This window comes from Lysinibacillus piscis (assembly GCF_026012395.1).
Taxonomy (GTDB): domain Bacteria; phylum Bacillota; class Bacilli; order Bacillales_A; family Planococcaceae; genus Lysinibacillus; species Lysinibacillus piscis.
Map to the genome: position 1 here is coordinate 709,298 of NZ_BRZA01000001.1, position 21,535 is coordinate 730,832.

18 protein-coding genes are annotated in these 21,535 nt (G+C 37.7%); 6 read left to right on the forward strand and 12 right to left on the reverse strand.

The window, feature by feature from the left end:
* Window positions 1–11: 11 nt before the first annotated feature.
* The 5 genes from OPF91_RS03675 to pdhA form a co-directional block, all read right to left on the reverse strand.
* Window positions 12–794 carry an SDR family NAD(P)-dependent oxidoreductase gene (locus tag OPF91_RS03675; protein WP_264987329.1) on the reverse strand — a complete coding sequence of 261 codons (783 nt, stop codon included), beginning with the start codon at window positions 792–794 and terminating at the stop codon, window positions 12–14.
* A 102-nt stretch (window positions 795–896) separates the two neighbouring features.
* On the reverse strand, window positions 897–2,312 hold the full coding sequence (gene lpdA, locus OPF91_RS03680; protein ID WP_264987330.1) for a dihydrolipoyl dehydrogenase: 1,416 nt from the start codon (window positions 2,310–2,312) through the stop codon (window positions 897–899).
* A 4-nt stretch (window positions 2,313–2,316) separates the two neighbouring features.
* Window positions 2,317–3,612, reverse strand: a complete 1,296-nt coding sequence (locus OPF91_RS03685; protein WP_264987331.1) for a dihydrolipoamide acetyltransferase family protein — start codon at window positions 3,610–3,612, stop codon at window positions 2,317–2,319.
* Window positions 3,613–3,871: 259 nt separating this feature from the next.
* Window positions 3,872–4,849: an alpha-ketoacid dehydrogenase subunit beta gene (locus OPF91_RS03690; RefSeq protein ID WP_264987332.1), complete on the reverse strand. Its 978-nt coding sequence runs from the start codon at window positions 4,847–4,849 to the stop codon at window positions 3,872–3,874.
* 3 nt (window positions 4,850–4,852) lie between these two features.
* Entirely contained in the window at window positions 4,853–5,968 is a 1,116-nt protein-coding gene (gene pdhA / locus OPF91_RS03695) for a pyruvate dehydrogenase (acetyl-transferring) E1 component subunit alpha (protein ID WP_264987333.1), read from the reverse strand.
* A 447-nt stretch (window positions 5,969–6,415) separates the two neighbouring features.
* Here pdhA and def point away from each other — a divergent pair, with 447 nt between their 5' ends.
* Window positions 6,416–6,973 (forward strand): peptide deformylase, encoded by a 558-nt coding sequence (gene def / locus OPF91_RS03700; RefSeq protein ID WP_264987334.1) that lies wholly within the window; start codon window positions 6,416–6,418, stop codon window positions 6,971–6,973.
* 49 nt (window positions 6,974–7,022) lie between these two features.
* Here def and phnX read toward each other — a convergent pair whose 3' ends face one another.
* From phnX to OPF91_RS03725, 5 genes are read right to left on the reverse strand one after another with little or no spacing between them, the layout of a single operon-like run.
* Complete coding sequence (gene phnX / locus OPF91_RS03705) at window positions 7,023–7,829, reverse strand: phosphonoacetaldehyde hydrolase (RefSeq protein ID WP_264987335.1); 807 nt, start codon at window positions 7,827–7,829, stop codon at window positions 7,023–7,025.
* Window positions 7,819–8,919 (reverse strand): 2-aminoethylphosphonate--pyruvate transaminase, encoded by a 1,101-nt coding sequence (gene phnW / locus OPF91_RS03710; protein WP_264987336.1) that lies wholly within the window; start codon window positions 8,917–8,919, stop codon window positions 7,819–7,821. The genes phnX and phnW overlap by 11 nt, the downstream gene beginning before the upstream one ends.
* Window positions 8,920–8,931: 12 nt before the next feature.
* Complete coding sequence (locus OPF91_RS03715; protein ID WP_264987337.1) at window positions 8,932–9,915, reverse strand: extracellular solute-binding protein; 984 nt, start codon at window positions 9,913–9,915, stop codon at window positions 8,932–8,934.
* Complete coding sequence (locus tag OPF91_RS03720) at window positions 9,912–11,537, reverse strand: ABC transporter permease subunit (RefSeq protein ID WP_264987338.1); 1,626 nt, start codon at window positions 11,535–11,537, stop codon at window positions 9,912–9,914. Before OPF91_RS03720 ends, OPF91_RS03715 begins: the two co-directional genes overlap by 4 nt.
* The gene (locus OPF91_RS03725; protein WP_264987339.1) at window positions 11,530–12,282 is read right to left on the reverse strand and encodes an ABC transporter ATP-binding protein; all 753 of its coding nucleotides are present in this window, start codon (window positions 12,280–12,282) and stop codon (window positions 11,530–11,532) included. Before OPF91_RS03725 ends, OPF91_RS03720 begins: the two co-directional genes overlap by 8 nt.
* Window positions 12,283–12,427: 145 nt before the next feature.
* Between OPF91_RS03725 and OPF91_RS03730 the strand changes: the two genes are divergently transcribed.
* Window positions 12,428–13,186, forward strand: coding sequence for a DeoR/GlpR family DNA-binding transcription regulator (locus OPF91_RS03730; protein WP_264987340.1), 759 nt, complete (start codon window positions 12,428–12,430; stop codon window positions 13,184–13,186).
* A 157-nt stretch (window positions 13,187–13,343) separates the two neighbouring features.
* Here OPF91_RS03730 and OPF91_RS03735 read toward each other — a convergent pair whose 3' ends face one another.
* The gene (locus OPF91_RS03735; protein WP_264987341.1) at window positions 13,344–14,120 is read right to left on the reverse strand and encodes a Cof-type HAD-IIB family hydrolase; all 777 of its coding nucleotides are present in this window, start codon (window positions 14,118–14,120) and stop codon (window positions 13,344–13,346) included.
* Window positions 14,121–14,468: 348 nt separating this feature from the next.
* Here OPF91_RS03735 and OPF91_RS03740 point away from each other — a divergent pair, with 348 nt between their 5' ends.
* The 3 genes from OPF91_RS03740 (at window position 14,469) to OPF91_RS03750 (ending at window position 17,424) form a co-directional block, all read left to right on the forward strand.
* Window positions 14,469–14,678, forward strand: a complete 210-nt coding sequence (locus OPF91_RS03740; RefSeq protein WP_264987342.1) for a DNA-dependent RNA polymerase subunit epsilon — start codon at window positions 14,469–14,471, stop codon at window positions 14,676–14,678.
* Window positions 14,679–14,683: 5 nt separating this feature from the next.
* Complete coding sequence (gene rnjA / locus OPF91_RS03745; RefSeq protein WP_264987343.1) at window positions 14,684–16,351, forward strand: ribonuclease J1; 1,668 nt, start codon at window positions 14,684–14,686, stop codon at window positions 16,349–16,351.
* Between the two features lie 296 nt (window positions 16,352–16,647).
* Complete coding sequence (locus OPF91_RS03750; protein ID WP_264987344.1) at window positions 16,648–17,424, forward strand: serine/threonine protein kinase; 777 nt, start codon at window positions 16,648–16,650, stop codon at window positions 17,422–17,424.
* 41 nt (window positions 17,425–17,465) lie between these two features.
* On the opposite strand, the gene OPF91_RS03755 is transcribed toward OPF91_RS03750, so the two are convergent.
* The gene (locus tag OPF91_RS03755; protein WP_264987345.1) at window positions 17,466–18,299 is read right to left on the reverse strand and encodes a TetR/AcrR family transcriptional regulator; all 834 of its coding nucleotides are present in this window, start codon (window positions 18,297–18,299) and stop codon (window positions 17,466–17,468) included.
* A 99-nt stretch (window positions 18,300–18,398) separates the two neighbouring features.
* Here OPF91_RS03755 and OPF91_RS03760 point away from each other — a divergent pair, with 99 nt between their 5' ends.
* Window positions 18,399–21,494 carry an efflux RND transporter permease subunit gene (locus OPF91_RS03760; RefSeq protein ID WP_264987346.1) on the forward strand — a complete coding sequence of 1,032 codons (3,096 nt, stop codon included), beginning with the start codon at window positions 18,399–18,401 and terminating at the stop codon, window positions 21,492–21,494.
* Window positions 21,495–21,535 lie beyond the last annotated feature (41 nt).

Genomic DNA, 21,535 nt, shown 5'->3' on the forward strand with positions numbered 1-21,535 from the left:
TTCCCTCCTACTTATAATGCGTGACCAGCGCCACCATCAATATTAACCGTTGTTCCTGTTACATAGCTTGCTGCCTCAGATACTAAAAAGGTAATGACATTTGCCGCTTCCTGTGTATCTCCAACACGCCCTAGTGGAATCGTCTGTCCAACCTGCTGTGAGTATTCTTCCCATGATAGCTGTGACGCTTCCTTCTTCCACTTTTTCTCGATTTGGTCACTACGAATTAAGCCGATACAAACAGCGTTAACACGAATATTATCTTTCCCTAAATCCTTGCTCATCGCCTTTGTTAAAGCTAAACCAGCTGCACGACTAACTGTAGTTGGTAAGGAGCTTGCAGGTGGCGTTTTTGCCATTACAGCTGTCACATTCACAATTGCTCCCCCACCAACTTTACGCATATGTGGAATAGCATATTTAGTACAATGAATTGCTCCAAAAACCTTTAAATCCAAATCAGCCTGCCATAGCTCACTACTTACAGACTCAAATGGATTTGCTGAAGCTGTTCCTGCATTATTTACTACAATATCAAGACGACCATAATGGGTAATTGTTTGCTCAATCAGACGTTGGCAATCCTTCTCTTTTGTTATATCAGTTGGAACAATTAAAACCTCTTTCCCCGTTTCATTTTTAATGTAGTCTGCTGCTACTTGTAGCTGCTTCTCACCACGTGCACAAAGCACAACATTTACTCCCTCTTTAACTAGCTGCATTGCTGTATAATAGCCAATGCCCTTGCTTGATCCTGTAATAATAGCTACCTTCTCGTTTAAACCTAGCTCCATTTCACTCACCTCAAACTATCAAAATATTCATTCAATAGTTCTACTTTATCAAAAAATAGAAAAAACGGCTACAAAGGCAAATGCCTTATAGCCGTTTCTTGATTATTTTTTCGTTACGATATGGATTGGGTTGCCAAGTAATACTTCAGCTGTTTCCATCGTAATTTCACCTAATGTTGGGTGAGCATGGATTGTTAAAGCTAAATCTTCAGCTGTCATACCTGCTTCAATCGCTAATGCCATTTCAGAAATCATATCAGATGCGCCAGAACCTACGATTTGTGCACCGATTAATAAACCATCTTCTTTACGAGCAAGAAGTTTTACAAAGCCTTCTGTTTCATTTAATGCAAGTGCACGACCATTTGCTGCATATGGGAATTTCGCTGCTGTATAGTCAATGCCCTCTTCTTTAGCTTGATCTTCATTGTAACCAACCGTTGCCATTTCTGGATCTGTGAAGCACACAGCAGGGATTGCTAAATAATCAACAACTGATTTTTCACCAGCGATTGCTTCAGCTGCCACTTTTGCTTCATAAGATGCTTTGTGTGCCAATTGTAGACCAGGTACTACATCACCAATTGCATAGATGTTTGGAATGTTTGTACGGCATTGTTTGTCAACTTTAATTAAGCCACGTTCACCAAATTCAAGACCGATTTCCTCAAGACCCATTTCATCTGTGTTTGGACGACGACCTACTGTTACTAATACGTAGTCAGCTTCAACTTTCTTCTCTTCGCCACCAGCTTCGTATGTGATAACAACGCCATTTTCTGTTTCTTCAACACCTTTTGCAGATGCGTTAACCACTACTTCAACACCTTTGTTTTTAAGGCCTTTTTTCACGATTTGTGTTAATTGTTTTTCAAAGCCAGCTAAAATATCTTTACCGCCTTCAATAATTGTTACTTGTGCACCTAGGTTTGCATAAGCTGTTCCTAGCTCTGTACCGATATAACCGCCACCGATTACGACTAGTTTACCTGGCACTTCTGGTAAAGCAAGTGCACCTGTAGAGCTTAGTACACGTGTTGAGAATTTGAATGTTGGAATTTCCACTGGGCGTGAGCCTGTTGCAATAATAACATTTTTGAATGAATATGTTTGCGCAGCTTCACCGTTGATAACACGTACTGAATTTGTATCTACGAAATAAGCTTCACCTTGTACGATATCTACTTTATTTCCTTTTAGTAAGCCTTCAACACCGCCTGTTAATTTTTTAACAACGCTGTCTTTAAATGCTTGTGCTTTTGAAAAGTCTAATTTTACGTCAGAAGCGATAATTCCCATATCATCTGAATGTTTCGCTTTCTCAAAACGATGACCTACTGAAATCAACGCTTTTGATGGGATACATCCAACGTTTAAGCAAACGCCTCCTAATGTATCACGCTCAACGATTGTTACTTTTTGACCTGTTTGAGCGGCACGAATTGCTGCTACATATCCTCCAGGACCTGAACCAATGACAAGAGTATCTGTTTCGATTGGGAAATCTCCTACTACCATTTTGTTACGCCTCCATTAATAATAATTCTGGCTCACTTAACAAACGCTTTAAATGATTTAAAGCATTTTGTGCAGTGGCTCCATCGATCATACGATGGTCAAAGCTCAATGATAATGCTAACACAGGTGCGGCTACAATTTCACCATTTTTTATTACAGGTTTTTCTGCAATTCGACCAATTCCTAAAATCGCTACTTCTGGATGGTTGATTACTGGTGTAAACCATTGGCCACCTGCTGAACCAATATTTGTAATCGACATAGAAGCACCTTTCATTTCATGTGGTGCAAGTTTGCCTTCACGTGCTTTTGTTGCTAATTCGTTAATTTCATTTGATACATTGAATACAGATTTACGGTCAGCATGTTTAATCACTGGTACAAGTAAACCTTTTTCTGTATCTGCGGCAATACCGATATTGTAGTAATGTTTTTGAATGATTTCTTGTGTTGCATCATCCAATGAACGGTTAAATTCAGGGAATTCGCGTAATGTTGATACAAGCGCTTTTACCACATATGGTAAGTACGTTAATTTCACGCCTTTTTCAGCTGCAATATCCTTGAATTTTTTACGATGTGCTACAAGTGCTGTTACATCTACTTCATCCATTAACGTTACATGTGGCGCCGTTTGTTTTGAATGTACCATTGCCTTTGCAATTGCTTTACGGATACCTGACATTTTTTCGCGTGTTTCTGGGAAGTCTCCTTCAAGAACAACTGGCGCTGCTGCTTTTGCTTCTTGTTGAACAGCTACTTCCTCTGTAGCAACTGATGCTTCTTCAGCTTGTACTGATCCGCCACCATTTAAGAAGTTTTCGATATCTGATTTTAAGATACGTCCATTTTTTCCTGTACCTGTTACTGCTTGAATATTAACATCATGTTCTCTTGCAAATTTACGAACAGAAGGCATTGCAATGACACGTTTTGCTTTTTCAGCTACTGGTGCTTCTGCCACTTCTTTTGCTACCTCTTGTCCAACTTCTGCTGGTGCTGGTGTCGCCTCAGCTTTAGCTTCTGCATGATCGTCACCTTTTAGTTTCATGTCCTCATAGCCAGGAGCATCTAGGCGAATTAAAACATCACCAACAACGGCTACTGTTCCTTCTCCTACTAAAACTTCTTGTACTGTTCCTTCTACTGGAGAAGGAATTTCAACTACAGCTTTATCGTTTTGTACTTCACAAAGAATATCGTCTTCTTTAACTGTATCTCCAGCCTTCACGAACCACTTTACAATTTCGCCTTCATGAATACCTTCTCCGATATCTGGTAATCTAAATTCAAATGCCATCTGTGTACCCATCCTTTCTGTATCATCACATTTAAGATTTTTTATATTTAGATGTTCAAGTGCAAATACATATCAATGATGCCCCAGCGTCATTATGTACAGTTTTTTTCAAGTTCGTTTGAAAAATCTGTGACATCCGCTGGGGCCTTTATTTTGGTTCCATGTGCATTTGCACAAAAGAGAAATAAGCATTCATCTCGCCGCCTATAACGGAAGGAGCCTTCTACTGAACCAAGATAAAGCATTCACTGCGAGAACATTAGAATGTTAAAACTTTTTTCGCTGTTTCCATTACATCTTTATAGTTTGGTAACCAAACACCTTCTGCTTGTGGGAATGGGTACACAGTATCTGGTGCAGCTACACGAAGTACAGGTGCTTCTAGACTTAAAATCGCACGCTCTGTAATTTCTGCTACAACATTTGCTGCAATACCAGCTTGTTTTTGTGCTTCTTGTACAACGATTGCACGACCTGTTTTTTCAACAGAAGCAATAATCGTTTCAACATCGATTGGTTGAATTGTACGTAAGTCAATTACTTCTAAAGAGTAGCCTTCTTTTTCTAGCTCTTCAGCCGCTTTTAAACTTTCGTGAACCATTAAACCGTAAGCAACGACTGTTAAGTCTTTACCTTCACGTTTTACATCCGCTTTACCTAGTGGAATTTCATATGCTTCCTCTGGTACTTCTTCACGGAATGAACGGTATAATTTTAAGTGCTCTAAGAACACAACTGGATTGTCGTTACGAATGGATGAAATTAATAATCCTTTTGCGTCATATGGTGTTGATGGTACAACAACTGTTAAACCTGGTTGTGATGTCATTAAGCCTTCTAAGCTATCAGAGTGCATTTCTGGCGTATGTACACCACCACCGAATGGAGAACGAATTGTAACTGGTGCATTGTAAACACCACCACTACGGTAACTTAAACGTGCTAATTGACCACTAATTGAATCCATTACTTCATAAACGAAACCGAAGAATTGAATTTCAGGAACTGGACGGAAACCTTGTAGAGAAAGACCGATTGCTAAACCACCAATACCTGACTCTGCTAATGGTGTGTCAAATACACGGTCAACGCCAAATTCTTTTTGTAGACCTTCTGTCGCACGGAATACCCCACCGTTGACACCTACATCTTCCCCGAATACAAGAACGTTTTCATCATTCTTTAATTCTGTGCGAAGTGCATCTGTAATTGCTTGAATCATCGTCATTTGTGCCATAGGTTATTTCGACTCCTTCTCTTTGTAGATTTCATACTGTTCTTTTAAGTTAGATGGCATTTCGCCTTTGTACATATTTTCCATTAACTCTGTTACTTTTTGTTTTGGTGCTGCATCTGCTTTTTTGATTGCTTCTTTAATTTCTTCTTTTGCACGCTCGATAACAGCTTCCTCTTTTTGCTCGTCCCATAAACCTTTTGCTTCAAGATACTTACGGAAACGTACAAGTGGATCTTTTAATGCCCATTCACTATCTGTGTCTGCTGTACGGTAACGTGTTGGGTCATCCCCTGCCATTGTATGTGGACCATAACGGTAACATAGTGTTTCGATCAATGTTGGACCTTCACCATTCACTGCGCGCTCACGTGCATCACGTGTTGCTACATAAACAGCAAGTGCATCCATACCGTCTACTAAAATACTTGGAATACCAGCTGCTACACCTTTTTGTGCAATTGTTTTTGCTGCTGTTTGTAATTCACGTGGTGTTGAAATAGCAAATTGGTTGTTTTGTACGATGAAGATAGCTGGCGATTTAAATGCACCTGCAAAGTTAATACCTTCATAGAAGTCACCTTGTGATGAACCACCATCACCTGTATATGTTACAGCAACCGCTTTTTTACCGCGTTTTTGAAGACCCAATGCAACACCCGCTGCTTGAATATATTGTGCACCAATAATAATTTGTGGTGATAATACGTTCACGCCTTCAGGAGCTTGGTTCCCTGCAAAATGCCCACGTGAGAATAAGAATGCTTTATCTAATGGTAAGCCGTGCCATACGATTTGTGGCACATCACGATAACCTGGTAAAATCCAATCTTCTTTATCTAATGCAAAGTGTGATGCAAGTTGTGAAGCTTCTTGACCTGCTGTTGGTGCATAGAAACCTAAACGACCTTGACGGTTAAGTGAAATAGAGCGTTGGTCTAAAATACGTGTATAAACCATACGCGTCATTAATTCTACTAATTCCTCATCTGATAATTGTGGTTCTGCTTCTTTATTTACAACTTCGCCTTCTTCATTCAAAATTTGAAACAGTTCAAACTTGTCTTCGATTTCAGCTAATGTTTGTTTTGCATCAAAAATATTGTTGTTTTTCTTGCTCATTTGTCACATCTCCCTTTCAACTGTATTAAAATAAATTACCTTCTCAACTAGTACAACTTATTCTCAGCCCTCAGTATACTGAATAAAATACAGCCGGTCAATCATATAATACGCTTATAAATAAAGATTTTCATTAAATTTCTTTATTTATCCACCTGTCCTATACTGTATCACAATATACCCAATTCTGTATTATAACAAAATGGTGAAAACGCTTAATTTACAAGGTTTCTTCACATCGAAATGTCTTATTTTCGCTCGAAAAAAGAAGAAATCTGTTATGTTATCCTTTACAATACCTGTCGAAACATTTACAAAACAAAAATCATTTGTCGCTTCTCGCTCTACTTGAAGTAACAAAATTTTTTTGAGCAACTTCATATGATTTTTAGCAATGTCATGTATACTAAAAAGTAAGAAACACAAATGTGAAAGGAAGTTTTACCTATGATTTTGATGGATGATATCGTTCGTGAAGGACATCCAACATTGCGTTTAAAAGCAGAAGAAATAAAATTCCCTCTAACAGCGGAAGTAAAACAGCTTGCAGAGGATATGTTGCAATATTTAATTAACAGCCAAGATCCTGAAATCGCTGAAAAATATCAGTTACGCAGTGGTATTGGTCTAGCTGCTAACCAAGTAAATAGTTTACACCGTATGTTTGCTTTGCATTTACCTGATGAAAACGGTGAGCAGCTTAGTTTTGTTGCCATTAACCCTAAAATTGTTAGCCATTCTGTGGAAAGTACATTTTTAACAGGCGGTGAAGGCTGTTTATCTGTCGACCGTAATGTACCCGGTTATGTGCCACGTTATGCACGTATCACAGTGAAATTTAAAACAGTCGATGGTGAAGAAAAAAAGATGCGTTTAAAAGGATTACCAGCTATTGCCTTTCAACATGAATTAGACCACTTAAATGGCGTCATGTTTTATGATCGTATCAACGAAAGTAATCCCTATGCCGATATCCCAAATGCCATTCCATATGAGCGTGATTAACTACTGAAAAAAGAGCATGTCAGTGTCCACTGCTAACATGCTCTTTGCTTTATACAAATACAACTTCCTGCTGTAAACGTGTATTAATCGTATCCAGTAATGCTGGTAATTCTGCCATCGTTTGAATTGTATAATGTGCCCCAGCTTGCGCAAACACCTGTACTGTCTTTGCTATAATTGCCCCCTGCTCTTCCACAGATAGTGCATGAAACTCTGCTTCAGATAAACCCATTTCAGAGCTACCAATCACGACACCCACAGCCCATACACCTGCATTGCGAGCCTCTTGAATATCTGATGTTGTATCGCCTACCTTCACGACTTGCTGTGTTGCTTGAATATTCAACAACTCCATATTTCTAAAAATCATATACGGATATGGTCGCCCTTTATCCTGTAGCTGTGTAGGTGTTACTAATGTGTCAGGAGCATAGCCTTTTAATGCAGCATGATGTGTAACAACCTCCATCATTTCTGCTGTATAACCTGTCGTTGAGCCAATTTTAATATTCGCTGCTCTTAATGTCGCTACCGTCTCTTTCACATACTGAATCGGATCTGTATAGGTTGCTAATGATGCCATTAACTTTTCTTCAAACTGTCCATATAAAGTTTGTACATCCTCCTCTGTAAAAGCTCGACCATACACTGCTTGCCATGCCTCAGCAATTCTTGGCATTTCCAGCATTGTACGGATATGGTCGATTTTCAGCATCCCCATCGGCTTACGTGCTTCCTCTAATGTCACCGCTACACCAGCATCCTCAAAAATCGTTAAAAAAACATTCACAGGTGCAAAACAGCCAAAATCTACTGCTGTACCAGCCCAATCAAAAATAACCGCTTCAATTTTCATTACTTGTCACCGCCATATAGTTTTCAATTACATCACATAAAACCTGAATATCTGCTTCATGAATATCTCCAATATTCCCCACACGGAACGTATCCATATCTGTCAGTTTCCCTGGATAGAGCACGAAGCCTGCCTTCTTCACTTCTTCATAAAAATGTGTAAAGGAGAAGCCATCATATGGGAATAAAAACGTTGTAATAATCGGTGATTGCCAAACCTCCGTAATATATGCCTTAAAGCCAGCAGCATTTAAACGTGTGCGTAATAAACGATTATTATGCAGATAACGCTTATAGCGTGTCTCCACGCCTCCCTCTGTTAACAATTCCTCAAGGGCTTTAGCAAAGGCTGCCACCACATGTGTTGGTGATGTAAAACGCCATTTACCATCTACATTCATCGCCTGCCATTGGCTATATAAATCAAGTGCGACACTTCTAGCTTGTCCCTGACATTTCTGTAATTCCTCCATTTTTGCAATGACAAAGCCAAAACCAGGCACACCTTGAATACATTTATTCGCACTACTAATTAAATAATCAATCTGTAATGCTGCAATATTCATCGGTACACCACCAAAGCTACTCATTGCATCCACAATCCAAGTTTTATCAAATGACTTGACAACCTGTCCAATTTCTTCAATCGAGTTTAAAATACCTGTTGTCGTTTCACAATGGACCATTGCTACATGTGTAATCGCTACATCTGCCTCTAAAATCGCTTGCACTTCTGTAGGTGATGGCTGTTCATCATAAGGCACACTATAAACAACATGTGACAGTCGCATAACCTGTGCCATTTCTACAATGCGCTCACCATAAGCACCATTGGTAATGATTAATACTTTATCTTTCTCACCGATTGCTGTTGTTAACACAGATTCCACAACGAAGCTTCCACTTCCTTGCATTAAAACCGCTGTATACGTAGCTTCATTGACCTGTGCTAATTGTAGTAATTGCTTGCGAATAGTCTGTGTAATACTTTTATAGTCATCATCCCATGTACAACGGTCTTTTAGCATCTCTTCCTTGACACTTTTCGTCGTTGTTAATGGACCTGGTGTTAATAATTTATAATCATTCATCGATGTCACTCCTTATTGTTGTGCAGCCTTAAAGAATTCTTGATGCTGTTCAAGTAAATCCACAGTTAATGTTGTATCCCATTTTTTCAAATGCGCTGGAATGTACTCTGACTGTACCTCTTCCTTCGGATACAATGCGACTGGGTATTGCGTTAATAAATCAGGACGTGCCTCTGTTGCAATCACTTTAGCAATTTCTTTTGCTAGTTTTTCATCATCCTCTTTATCCACAACAGCTACTGACTCTGTTAAAGTAAAATTCCCTTCTGTCGGGTCAATGTACTCAATTGGTAGCCCCTCTTTTTTAGCATTAATCGCCTGAATACGTAGTCCAAAGCCAGCCGCTACCTCACCCGTTTTTACTTTTTTGATAGGACCTGAACCTGAGCTTTCAATATGTGGCCCAGCATTTTTAATTAAATCCGCTAACACCTGTTTTCCTTCTTGCTCACCGTATTCATTAATAATTGCTTGTACTAATAACCAAGCTGTAGAAGAATCCATAATATTCGGGAATGAAATAAGATTCTTAAAAGCAGGGTCTGTCAAATCTTTAATCGTTTTTGGCATTGGTAACCCTTTTTGTTTCATTAGCTCTGTATTGACAAAGATTGAGCCAACATTCCCCAAAATCGGTAACGCATATGTTGTACCATCCTCAAGGGGTTGTACATCTGCCTCTAAATCAACAAACATGTCTTGCTTTTGCTGTGCACTTTCAATAAAGTATGAAGCCATTGTAATGACGTCTGCTTCAATATCCTTGCCTTCAGCCATCATTTTCCCACCTAACTCCGATGTACCAAATGACTGAATCACATACTTCCCTTCATATCCTTTGCTATCTAACGTCTTTTCCATAATTGCCACTGCTTCATCATCAGCATTTGAATAAATAATGACTTGATCTGCTGGTCCAGCTTCTGCACCTCCACATGCTGCTAATACGATTGCTGAACTCACTGTCCCTAACATCATTGCTGTTGATTTTTTCATTTTTTCATTTCTCCTTTTTTATGTGTAGTTATATAATCACAACCTAATTTCACAATGAGGTTTGTAGCTAAAATAAAGATAGAAAGTACAAAAATTTCTGTATATTTGGCAAAATGCTGTAGTTCTTTAATGCGTGTGGATACAAGCATCGTCTTTGTGCTCACTAGGAAAATAACTCCACTTACTGTAACCATCGCATTTAAGAAATAATAGCTAAATATTTGATAAATTGTTGCACGTATATTCGGTAAGATAATCCTGATAACTGTTTGCAGCCATGAATCCTGTAACAAAGCGGCTGTAACCTCCCAAGTAGGGTCCATTTTTAACAAGGAATTTTTAGCCATTAAATACGGTGTTGTAAAGAAATGCACTACATTACAGGCAATAATAATGAAAAATGTGCCTTTTAATGAACTGCCATTAAAGAAAAATAAATAGGATAAACCAAGCACCATACCTGGCACAGTATTCGTAATCATCGAAGCCATATCGAATGCCTTTCTCCCTTTAACTGGTGTACGCACATTCAATAGAGCAGCTATAAATGTGACTACTACCCCTAGCAAAGCTGTAGCAAAAGCGACGATTAAGGAATTGATGTACACTTGCGTTAAATTTTTCTCTGCTAACACACTTTGTACATGCTCTAGTGTCAATCCAAAATCATATGGATACCCTTTCGTGAATGGTACAAGGAACATTGTTGAAAAGATGATGAAAATACCTACTACACTAATTAACGATAGCAATGTAAAGAACCAGTCACGCCCACGAGCAGGAATAAGTTCACTATCACTAACTTGTTTATATTGAAAATTAAAGCGCTCTAAAATCGTCAATATCACAACACCTAACACAGCAGGCAATAGCATTAATACGGAAATAACTGCACCACGTTCAAAATGAACAATAGAGCCTAACATAGCACGATATAGTTCTGTTGCAATCACCTTATAGCTACCACCCACAGATGCAGGAATACCAAAGTCCGTAAAGCTTAAAATAAAAGATAGAATAAAGGCACCACCAATTGTCCCAATCATTGGACGAAAGACCGTATGATAAAATCTACGCGGTGGCGAATCATGCATGAGCATAGATACAAGAACAAAACGTTTATCAATATATTGCATTGAATTTTGCATTAAAATAAAAGCAACGGGCAATGTGTACAAAATATAGCCAATTACTAAACCATTAAAGCCATAAATCGTAAACAAAGGCTGACCAAGCAATCTTGTCACAATGCCTTGATTACCAAACGTATAAATAAGGACAAAGCCATATGTAATCGTTGGCAATAGCATTGGCAACGTAATACCCACCTGCATTATTTTTTTTATGGAGCGATGCATGCGTGTAAAATGAACCGCATAAGCCAATAAAAAGGCGAATATCGTCGTAATAAGAGCTGAGACAAGTGATACAGCAAAGCTATGCATAAATGCCTCACGAATTTCTATATTGCGCAGAACTTCTACATAATTTTGCAATGTAACTGTGTCCCCCATTTTGAAGGACTGCCAAAACATATACAGTAGTGGCACAATTAAAAAACAGAGTAAAAAAGCAATAATAGGAAAAAATAACAATTTCATTACTTTCGTTGTTTTAAGCATATATTTCTCCAAATAGTTGATAAATATTGTGTCGCTTAATATGTAGCTGCTTTAAAATGAAGTCTTCAATAAATGGATTGTTTGGCTTTTGCACAATATCACTCGGTGTGCCAAACTGTGCTATCGTTCCTTCATTTATAATCATTACTTTATCTGACAATGTTAAGGCTTCCTCTGGATCATGTGTCACAATAATTGTTGTTAAATGAAACTGACGTGCAATCGACTTAATACGCTCTTTAATGGACTCTTTGATAACACCATCCAATGCGCTTAATGGCTCGTCCATCAATAAAATATTCGGCTGCATCACGAGCGTCCTTGCAATCGATACACGTTGCTTTTGACCACCAGAAAGCTCATGTACTTTTTTCTGTAAATGTGGTGTTAGCTCTAAAAAATCAATATACTCTTGCACCTCAGTCGCTGACATTTGTGTTTTTTTATTTTTTAAACCGTAGACAATATTGTCATAGGCATTTAAATGTGGAAATAATGCAAAATCTTGAAATACGATATTAAACCCTCTATCTTGCATCGATTGCTTAGAAATATCTTGTCCATTGTAAAAAAGCTGTCCTTTTGTTTGCTGTGTAAGCCCTAAAATAATATTGAGTAAAGTCGTTTTACCACAGCCACTCGGTCCTAATAATGATACAATTTCACCTGCCTCAATCGTGACATTTATATCTGCTAATACTTTTTTATTTTCATAGCTTTTGGAAATATTCCGAAGTTCTAACACACTAGTCACCTCTTTCAGTTGATAACTTTAGTATAATAGTGATTTGTAAAGAACATTGCGTTTTTTTGTAAATGTTGAGTAAATTAAGACAAACTATTGACAAAGTTATGGTGAATTTGAGTAAATATCGAGTAGAGGTGATCGAATGCTAACGATGGAAAGACAGCAACAAATTTTGCAGTTTGTCAGGAGAAATAAAGTAGTAAAGCTAGTCACGCTGACACAGCAATTCAATGTATCAATGGAAACCATTCGCCGTGATGTGCAGCAGCTTGTACAAAATAATAAATTGGAAAAAGTATATGGTGGTGTCAAATATATTGAACCTGTTGAAGGCTTCATTGACCAACGCTTTCATGAACAATTAGATGAAAAAATTGCGATTGCCAAAAAATGTGCCTCATTTGTCCAAAACGGGGATTGTATTTTTATTGATAGTGGGACAACAACCTATCAAATGACACCATTTTTAAAAGACAAAGAAAAGTTGACTGTTGTGACCAATTCACTGCCTATTGCTTTTGATTTAATTGGTTCTCCGATTGAAGTCATTATTATCGGTGGTAAAGTACGCCATTCAGAGAAATCCGTCACATCCAATGAATTTCTGTTTCGCTTTGAACATTTGAATATCACCAAGGCATTTATTTGCGCTAGCGGTGTATCAGTTAATAAGGGGATTTCCGATTTTAGTTTAGAAGAGGCTATTACCCGTAGACAAATTATCGATATTGCTGAAACGGTCTTTGTAGCGGCAGATTCCAGTAAATTTTTAAAAGATGTCGCCATTCAAGTATGTCCTATTCATGATATTGATGTCATCGTGACAGACGACGCCTTATCAGAAGAATTATGTCAACAATTCGCAACAACAACTATTAATCTATCCTTAGTCAAAAAATAACGATAAAGTGAACCTTCAATCGGGTTTTTACAGGCTGTTGGTTCCCTACTTAAACAGTTCATCTCCACTCACTATTTTGAAGCAAGGATCTTACAGCCTGTTAATATGGGATAAAAAAGGAATGTTCCGCAATTTTTGCAGGACATTCCTTGTTATTTTAATCAATTATTTTCAATTCGCGCAGCATCTTCGCTATGCCATCTTGGTCAATATGATCCGTGACATATTTTGCAACAGCTTTTACTTCATCTTCTGCATTGCCCATCGCTACACTTGTTCCAACTGCTGTTAACATTTCGATGTCATTCAAGCCATCACCAAAGGCAATCGCATCCTCCATCGTAAGACCCATTTTCTCTAGCACTTTTTCAATACCTAACGCCTTTGAGCCGCCTAATGGTAAAATATCGCAAGAATATGGATGCCAACGCACTAAGCGCACATTCGGAAACTTTTCTCGATAAAGGGGCTCATCTTGCTCTGTTACAAAAGCCAATGTTTGATAAACAGGGTTCTGCATATAATAAGTAGCATCAATCTTTGGATAATCATGATGCATCAATGTGGCTAAACTATCCGATACCATATGATGTGCTGGTGCTGTGGCAACCATATGCTTATCATCTAGAAAAACAACTGGCTCATCACGTGATGCACTAAATTCTGCAATTTTTGCTAAGCTTTCTTTATCAATTTCATTTGCATAAATCACTTCATCTTGATAAACAACATACTGTCCATTAAATGTCACATATGTGTGAATATCTAATTCCTCTAATATCGGTTTAGCCATAAACGGCGATCGCCCAGTAGCAATGGCAATTTCATAACCATTACGTCGTGCAGCTAATACCGCTTCCTTTGCTGATTGAGGTATTTTTTTCTCATCATTGTACAGTGTGCCATCAATATCAAAAAAGATAATTTTATCCATTTCTCTAATTCCTTTCTATTTTGAACATGCAAAGGCAAATGACTTTACATACCGAGAAATTTCTACTATAATTAACGTAAGGAGTGATGTGCCATGCTGAAGAAATTAAAACGCAAATTATTGAAGCAGCTACGTGGCGTACTCGGGAAAAAATCAATTGCTTAACATGTGCCCTTCATTAATTTCGAAGGGCTTTTCTTTATTTTAAAGGAACTGCATGATAATATAAAGGAAATACTTTTATTTGGCTAACATTCCACATTCACGCAACTTCACTATGCTGCGATAAAATGGAGAGACTTAGCCCATAATAAAAGAGAATGTACGCAATTAAAAGGAGAGCAAACGATGATTTACAAAGTTTATTATCAAGAAAATGCAAATGAGATTCCAGTTCGCGAAAACACTAAAAGTCTATACCTTGAAGCTACTTCAGAGCGTGAAGTACGTCAAAAATTAAAGGATCGTCATTACAACATTGAGTTCGTTCAATTGCTTGAAGGTAATTATTTAACTTATGAGCAAGCTAGCCCGAACTTTGTCTTGGAGGAAATTTAACAAGCATGAAGTTTGTTAAAAATGACCAAGCAGCTGTTTTCGCACTCGGCGGACTGGGCGAAATCGGCAAAAACACATACGCTGTGCAATTCCAAGACGAAATTATTTTAATTGACGCTGGTATCAAATTCCCAGAGGATGACTTACTCGGCATCGACTACGTTATTCCAGATTACACATATTTAGTGCGTAATGTGGATAAAATTAAAGGTTTATTTATTACACATGGACATGAAGACCATATTGGTGGTATTCCGTATTTATTGCGTCAAGTGAATATCCCTGTATATGGTGGCAAACTGGCACTTGGACTACTTCGCAATAAATTAGAAGAACATGGTTTATTACGCACAACTAAAATGATTGAGATTAAAGAAGAAGATGTCATCAAATTTAGAAAAACGTCTGTTAGCTTCTTTAGAACAACACATAGTATTCCTGATGCTTATGGTATTGTTGTCAAAACACCACCTGGTAATATCGTGCATACAGGTGACTTTAAATTTGACTTTACACCAGTAGGCGAGCCAGCCAACTTAACAAAGATGGCAGAAATCGGACGTGACGGCGTACTATGCTTATTATCTGATAGTACAAATGCAGAAAAGCCAAACTTCACGATGTCTGAACGTACAGTTGGTAAAAGTATTGATGAAATTTTCCGTAAGGTAGATAGTCGTATTATTTTTGCAACATTCGCCTCTAATATTCACCGCTTACAGCAAGCAACAGATGCTGCGGTTAAATATGGTCGAAAAATTGCGGTATTTGGTCGTTCGATGGATAATGCGATTACAATTGGTCGTGAGCTAGGCTATATTACTGCACCAAAGGATACGTTTATCGATGCCCAAAGCATTAATCGACTTCCAGCAAATGAAGTCATGATTTTATGTACAGGCTCGCAAGGTGAACCAATGGCAGCCTTATCTCGTATTGCCAACGGTACACATCGTCAAATTCAAATCCAACCTGGTGATACAGTTATCTTTTCATCTTCGCCAGTACCAGGCAACACGGTTAGCGTAAATAAAATTATTAACTTGTTATTCCGTGCAGGTGCCGAAGTGATTCATGGTGCACTAAACAATATCCATACATCTGGTCATGGTTCGCAGGAAGAGCAAAAACTAATGCTCCGCTTGATGAAGCCAAAATTCTTTATGCCAATCCATGGTGAATTCCGTATGTTAAAAATGCATACGCATTTAGCTGAGGACTGTGATGTACCATTAGAAAATACGTTTGTGATGGAAAATGGTGATGTGCTGGCATTAAGCGCAGAGACAGCACATGTAGCAGGTCGTATTCCTTCTGGAGATGTTTATATTGATGGTAATGGCATCGGAGATATCGGCAATATCGTTCTTCGTGACCGCCGCATTTTATCAGAGGAAGGCTTAGTCATTGTAGTCGTTAGTGTGGATAAAGAAAATCAAAAAATTGTCTCTGGTCCTGATATTATTTCACGTGGCTTTGTCTATATGCGTGAATCGGGTACGATGATTAATGAAGCACAAAAAATGCTAAATCGTCATTTGAATGGCATTGTGCAAAGCAAAACACCACAATGGGCAGAGCTGAAAAATGAAATTTCTGATGTATTAGGTCCTTATTTATTTGAAAAAACAAAGCGTCGCCCAATGATTTTACCAATCATTATGGAGATTTAATCGTGAATATACAATGCACATGACAATGCTATTACTGTCATGTGCATTTTCTTTTGGACATTTTGAAACTACATGCCTTGCTTATACGTATACAAATCATACCGAATGAAAAGGAGCATTTTTATGTTAGATAAAATTTTGCGTTCTCTATTGAACAATAAGCATCATCGTCATTCATCAAGTAGTCGAAAAAAATATTCCAAGCGTCATAATTATTATGGACATAAGCATTACAAGCGCAGTTATGGTAAGAGCTCTCGCAGTTTTTTCAGTTCTAAGAGCTTCTTCAGTAGTTAATGTGGTGGCAACGAAGTGAAAAAAAATTAGATACCATCGTACAACAATATGTAACTGATCATCCTAATTTTACTTTCATCCAATTTCTTGGATATGGCTCCTATGGGCGAGCCTATTTAATTGCAGAAATGTCATCTCAAAAGCGCTATGTTTTAAAATGCTTACGTCCTAAGCATCATCGACATACAAAAACTGTGCAAAAGTTTATGCAGGAAATTCAAATAATGCGACAATTATCTCTACCAACTGTTCCTACCTTTCAAATGACAGGAACCATTCAAAATATACCTTTTTTCATTATGGACTATGTGGATGGTCAAACCTTTGAAGAATTGATTTTTCAAAAGGGGCAAAAATTTACTGTATCGCAATCATTAGCGATAACAAAGCAGTTGCTAGAACAAGTCGTTTTATTGCACGAGCAAGGTGTCGTCCATCGAGATTTGCGTATACCGAATATATTACTTGTCAAACAGCAGCTGTATATTGTCGATTTTGGTCTTGCTACACTGCTGAAACAGCAACATGTATCAGCTATTCGTAATCCAAAAAAAGCTGAAAATCATATTAGCGATTTATACTTTATTGGTCATTTTTTATTATTTTTGCTTTATTCAAATTACACACCAGTAAAAGGCAAGGAAAAGCCATGGCAAGAGGAATTAGCCTTACCATATGAGGTACAGCACTTTCTTGAACGCTTACTATGGATAGGTGAGCCTTTTCATCATGCTCTAGATGCACTACAATCCATACCTTCCCCTATCAATCAATAGAATTGTTCACCACTCATGATGAACAATTCTATTCTAATTGGCTACACATGGAAATATTTAGCTAATACGTAGGCAACCCAGCTACTTTCTGGATGCTGACGAATATTTGCTAATAATCCTTTTAAAATAGCTCTGTTATATGTGGTTGTCTCAATTTGTTCTTTTAATAATTGTAAAGACTCTCGTGCAATCGAATCCTCAATACTAGCGATACTTTGCTCAATAAGTTGTACTAAAGTATTTTGGGCAATTTCTTGTTCATAAGGGGCTGCCATGATTTGCACAAGGCTTTCTGTTATAAATGGTGTCGTTGTGTGCTCTGCAATAATTCTCGTTTTTTCTGCCAATGATTTAGCTAAATGCTCTAAATCTAAAGGGATATTTGAGAAAATCACAAGCTCTGCATACGTTTTAATAAACCCTTTCATACAATACATCACATCATATTTTGTCTCTTGCAAGTTATTTGGATATAACTGTTCAAGCATATATAACATTGCCTGTGACATTTCTACCTCATAAACACTAATTTTATAAAAAAGCTCCTGTTTAGAAAGAAACACTTTTTCATTGAAAAATACACGTACAGATATTGAATGTTTTTTAAATAGTTCAAAGATATTCTTATAAAATTCCACCAATAAAGATTCATGCTGATATGGACCTTTGACTGCTTGGTCAATATCCATAATAAATTGTTGTAAATAATAATCTATCATTGAGACAACAAGTTCATCCTTCGTTTTAAACGATAGATAGAACGCGCCTTTCGATATTCCACATCGCTCTGTAATTTGCTGTACAGATGTAGCTTCATAGCCTTGTTCAGAAAATAATTCTAAGGCTTTATCCATAATTAGTTGCTTTTTTGACATATTTTTTATTCTCTCCTAGTGCATTTCGTTGACATCTGACCGATTAGTCATTAGTATATGTAATTGAATTAAGATAGTCAATAAAGGGTAGGTGTCGACGTGAAAGGTTTAGTAAACTTCGTATTGAAAAATAAGCTAGCCGTTTGGTTACTAACGATTATTATCACTGTTTCTGGTATTTATTCAGGAACTAGAATGAAAATGGAGTCCATTCCAGATATTTCAATTCCATTTTTAATCGTTATGGGTGTTTATCCAGGAGCAACACCTGAGCAGGTCATGAATGAGCTCTCCATTCCATTTGAAAAGGCAATTGAAAGTTTAGAAGATGTCAAAGCAGTTTCTTCTACATCCTCTTCCAATATCACACAAGTGCAGGTGGAGTACGATTATGGTATTGATATGGATGAGAAAAAGCGTCAGTTAGAGTCAGCATTAGATAATGTGAAAGTCCCTGAAGGCGCACAAGAACCAACGATTATGGCAATCAGCATGAATATGATGCCAGTTGTCGCATTATCAGTTAGTAGCTCAAAAGAAGATATTGTTGAGTTAACATCGACTGTAGAGGATATGTTATTACCTAAAATTAATAAAATTGATGGTGTTGCCTCTGCTACAATAACAGGTCAACATATTCAACAAATCTCCTTTAAATACGACGAAGAAAAAATGGCTGCACTTGGTTTAACAGAGGATTCTGTCAAAGAAATGATTCAAGCGAGTGATATGTCATTATCTCTTGGGTTATACCAATTTACAGTTGGTGAGCAAGCTGTCTCTGTAGACGGTAAAGTGAAATCTATTGAGGAACTAAAAGATTTATTAATTCCTGTAACACCTTCTGCTACAAATCCTTCTCCATTCGTACGTTTAGGCGATATTGCTAAAATTGAAGTAGAAGGTAAAGTACAATCGGTATCCCGCACAAATGGTAAAGATGCTATTGCGATTCAAATCGTCAAGGCACAGGATGCTAATACAGTAAAAGTTGTTAATGCGGTGAAAGACCTTATTAAAGACGAAGAAAAGCGCATTGATGGTCTAAAAGTAGATATTTCACTTGACCAAGGAAAACCAATTGAAGATTCTGTTTTCACAATGATTGAAAAAGCTGTATTTGGTGGCGCAATTGCCATATTAATCATTTTACTGTTTTTACGTGATTTCAAATCAACGATTATTTCCATTATCTCCATTCCTGTTTCTGTATTCATGGCATTACTGCTGCTGAACTGGATGGATATTACGCTCAATATTATGACGCTTGGTGCGATTACCGTCGCCATTGGACGTGTTATCGATGACTCCATCGTTGTTGTAGAAAATATTTATCGTCGTATTCACTTAAAAGGTGAAAAATTGACAGGTCGTGCATTAATTCGTGAAGCAACGATTGAAATGTTTAAACCAATTTTATCTTCAACATTAGTAACGGTAGCTGTATTTGCACCATTAATTTTTGTTGGTGGTATGGTTGGTGAATTGTTTATGCCATTTGCCTTAACAATGTCATTTGCTTTAGGTGCATCATTACTTGTAGCAATTACAATTGTGCCAGCTTTATCGCACTTCTTATTCCGTAAAAAGCTATATGGTGCGAAACAAGAAAGTCAGCATAAGGAAGTTGGTAAGCTAGCTACTTGGTATCGTGGTGTGCTTGAAAAAACATTAAATCATAAAATCATTACATCTGTGATTGCTATTTTATTATTGGTGGGCTCTCTTGCATTAACACCACTAATTGGCTTTAGCTTCATGGGCTCACAAGAAGAAAAAGTGATGTATTTAACATACACACCTGCTGTTGGTGAATTAAAAGACGAAACAGCAGCTAATGTAGAAAAAGTGGAAAAAGAATTACTGAAACGCAAAGATGTAGATATTCTACAAGTGTCGATTACAGATGCTACAAATGCCGATCCGTCTTCTATGATGATGGGTGGTAGCGCTGGTGGTGCATTAATGTACCTTATTTTCGATCCAGATATGAAGGATTTCCCGAAAGCACGTGAGGAAGTTGAAGATTATGTTTTCAATATCGGTCAATCAGGTGAATGGAAATCTCAAAACTTCGCTTCAATGGGTACTGGTTCTTCTAATGAAGTTAGCTACACATTATATAGTGAAGACTTAGATAAATTACGTGATGCTGTCAAGCAAGTGGAAGGCGCATTAAAAGATGTTGATGGCTTAGAAGATATTAAGTCAAACAATGAGGATCCATATGTGGAGCATGTATTAAAAGTTGCCCAAAAGGATGTCCTGCAATATGGTTTAACAACAGCACAAATTGTTATGGCTTTACATTCAAATACAACGTCAGAAACATTAACAACTGTCGAGCATGATGGCAAAGATATTGATGTAATTGTGCAACGTGATGCGAAAGCCGCTGCCCTATCGCTTGATGATGTGTTAAACACAGAAACCAAAACTGCTTTAGGAACAACAATGACCATTGGTGAATTAGTGAAAGTCGAAGAAGGCACAACATTAAATTCACTTACTCGTTCAAAAGGTGAATATTTTGCAACAGTATCTGGTACGATTACAAGTGCCGATATTTCAAAAGCTACCTCAGCTGCTGATAAAAAAATTGATAAGCTTGATTTACAAAAAGGTGTAACGGTTGATGTTGCGGGTGTTGCAGCAGATATGCAAGAAACATTCACGAAGCTTGGTATAGCAATGTTAGCAGCCATTGCGATCGTCTACTTCATCCTTGTTGTGACATTTGGTGAAGGTTTAGCGCCATTTGCTATTCTCTTCTCATTACCATTTGCTGTAATTGGTGCATTTGTTGGTTTATTCGTAACAGGACAAACGATTTCTGTATCTGTTATGATGGGGCTATTGATGTTAATTGGTATCGTTGTAACGAATGCCATCGTATTAGTAGACCGCATCATTCATATGGAACGTGATGGACTGGTGATGCGTGAAGCGATTTTAGAAGCAGGCGCAACACGTTTACGTCCAATCCTAATGACTGCTATTGCAACAATCGGTGCAATGATTCCGATGGCTGTTAGCAATAGTGCTGGTGGCGGTTTAATCTCTAAAGACTTAGCTATTACCGTAATCGGTGGTTTATTATCTTCTACATTATTAACATTAGTTGTTGTACCAATCGTGTACGAAATGCTATCCAAAATGCTGAAGAAAAACCGTAAAGATACAGAAGAAAACTAAATGAAAAACAGCCACTCTTGCGGGTAATCGCTTGAGTGGCT

What these genes read in the sequence shown, in the direction of transcription:
- OPF91_RS03675 (WP_264987329.1), bottom strand. Translation starts at nt 794, where the DNA reads ATGGAGCTAGGTTTAAACGAGAAGGTAGCTATTATTACAGGATCAAGC.
- lpdA (WP_264987330.1), bottom strand. Translation starts at nt 2,312, where the DNA reads ATGGTAGTAGGAGATTTCCCAATCGAAACAGATACTCTTGTCATTGGT.
- OPF91_RS03685 (WP_264987331.1), bottom strand. Translation starts at nt 3,612, where the DNA reads ATGGCATTTGAATTTAGATTACCAGATATCGGAGAAGGTATTCATGAA.
- OPF91_RS03690 (WP_264987332.1), bottom strand. Translation starts at nt 4,849, where the DNA reads ATGGCACAAATGACGATGATTCAAGCAATTACAGATGCACTTCGCACA.
- pdhA (WP_264987333.1), bottom strand. Translation starts at nt 5,968, where the DNA reads ATGAGCAAGAAAAACAACAATATTTTTGATGCAAAACAAACATTAGCT.
- def (WP_264987334.1), top strand. Translation starts at nt 6,416, where the DNA reads ATGATTTTGATGGATGATATCGTTCGTGAAGGACATCCAACATTGCGT.
- phnX (WP_264987335.1), bottom strand. Translation starts at nt 7,829, where the DNA reads ATGAAAATTGAAGCGGTTATTTTTGATTGGGCTGGTACAGCAGTAGAT.
- phnW (WP_264987336.1), bottom strand. Translation starts at nt 8,919, where the DNA reads ATGAATGATTATAAATTATTAACACCAGGTCCATTAACAACGACGAAA.
- OPF91_RS03715 (WP_264987337.1), bottom strand. Translation starts at nt 9,915, where the DNA reads ATGAAAAAATCAACAGCAATGATGTTAGGGACAGTGAGTTCAGCAATC.
- OPF91_RS03720 (WP_264987338.1), bottom strand. Translation starts at nt 11,537, where the DNA reads ATGCTTAAAACAACGAAAGTAATGAAATTGTTATTTTTTCCTATTATT.
- OPF91_RS03730 (WP_264987340.1), top strand. Translation starts at nt 12,428, where the DNA reads ATGCTAACGATGGAAAGACAGCAACAAATTTTGCAGTTTGTCAGGAGA.
- OPF91_RS03735 (WP_264987341.1), bottom strand. Translation starts at nt 14,120, where the DNA reads ATGGATAAAATTATCTTTTTTGATATTGATGGCACACTGTACAATGAT.
- OPF91_RS03740 (WP_264987342.1), top strand. Translation starts at nt 14,469, where the DNA reads ATGATTTACAAAGTTTATTATCAAGAAAATGCAAATGAGATTCCAGTT.
- rnjA (WP_264987343.1), top strand. Translation starts at nt 14,684, where the DNA reads ATGAAGTTTGTTAAAAATGACCAAGCAGCTGTTTTCGCACTCGGCGGA.
- OPF91_RS03750 (WP_264987344.1), top strand. Translation starts at nt 16,648, where the DNA reads ATGTGGTGGCAACGAAGTGAAAAAAAATTAGATACCATCGTACAACAA.
- OPF91_RS03755 (WP_264987345.1), bottom strand. Translation starts at nt 18,299, where the DNA reads ATGTCAAAAAAGCAACTAATTATGGATAAAGCCTTAGAATTATTTTCT.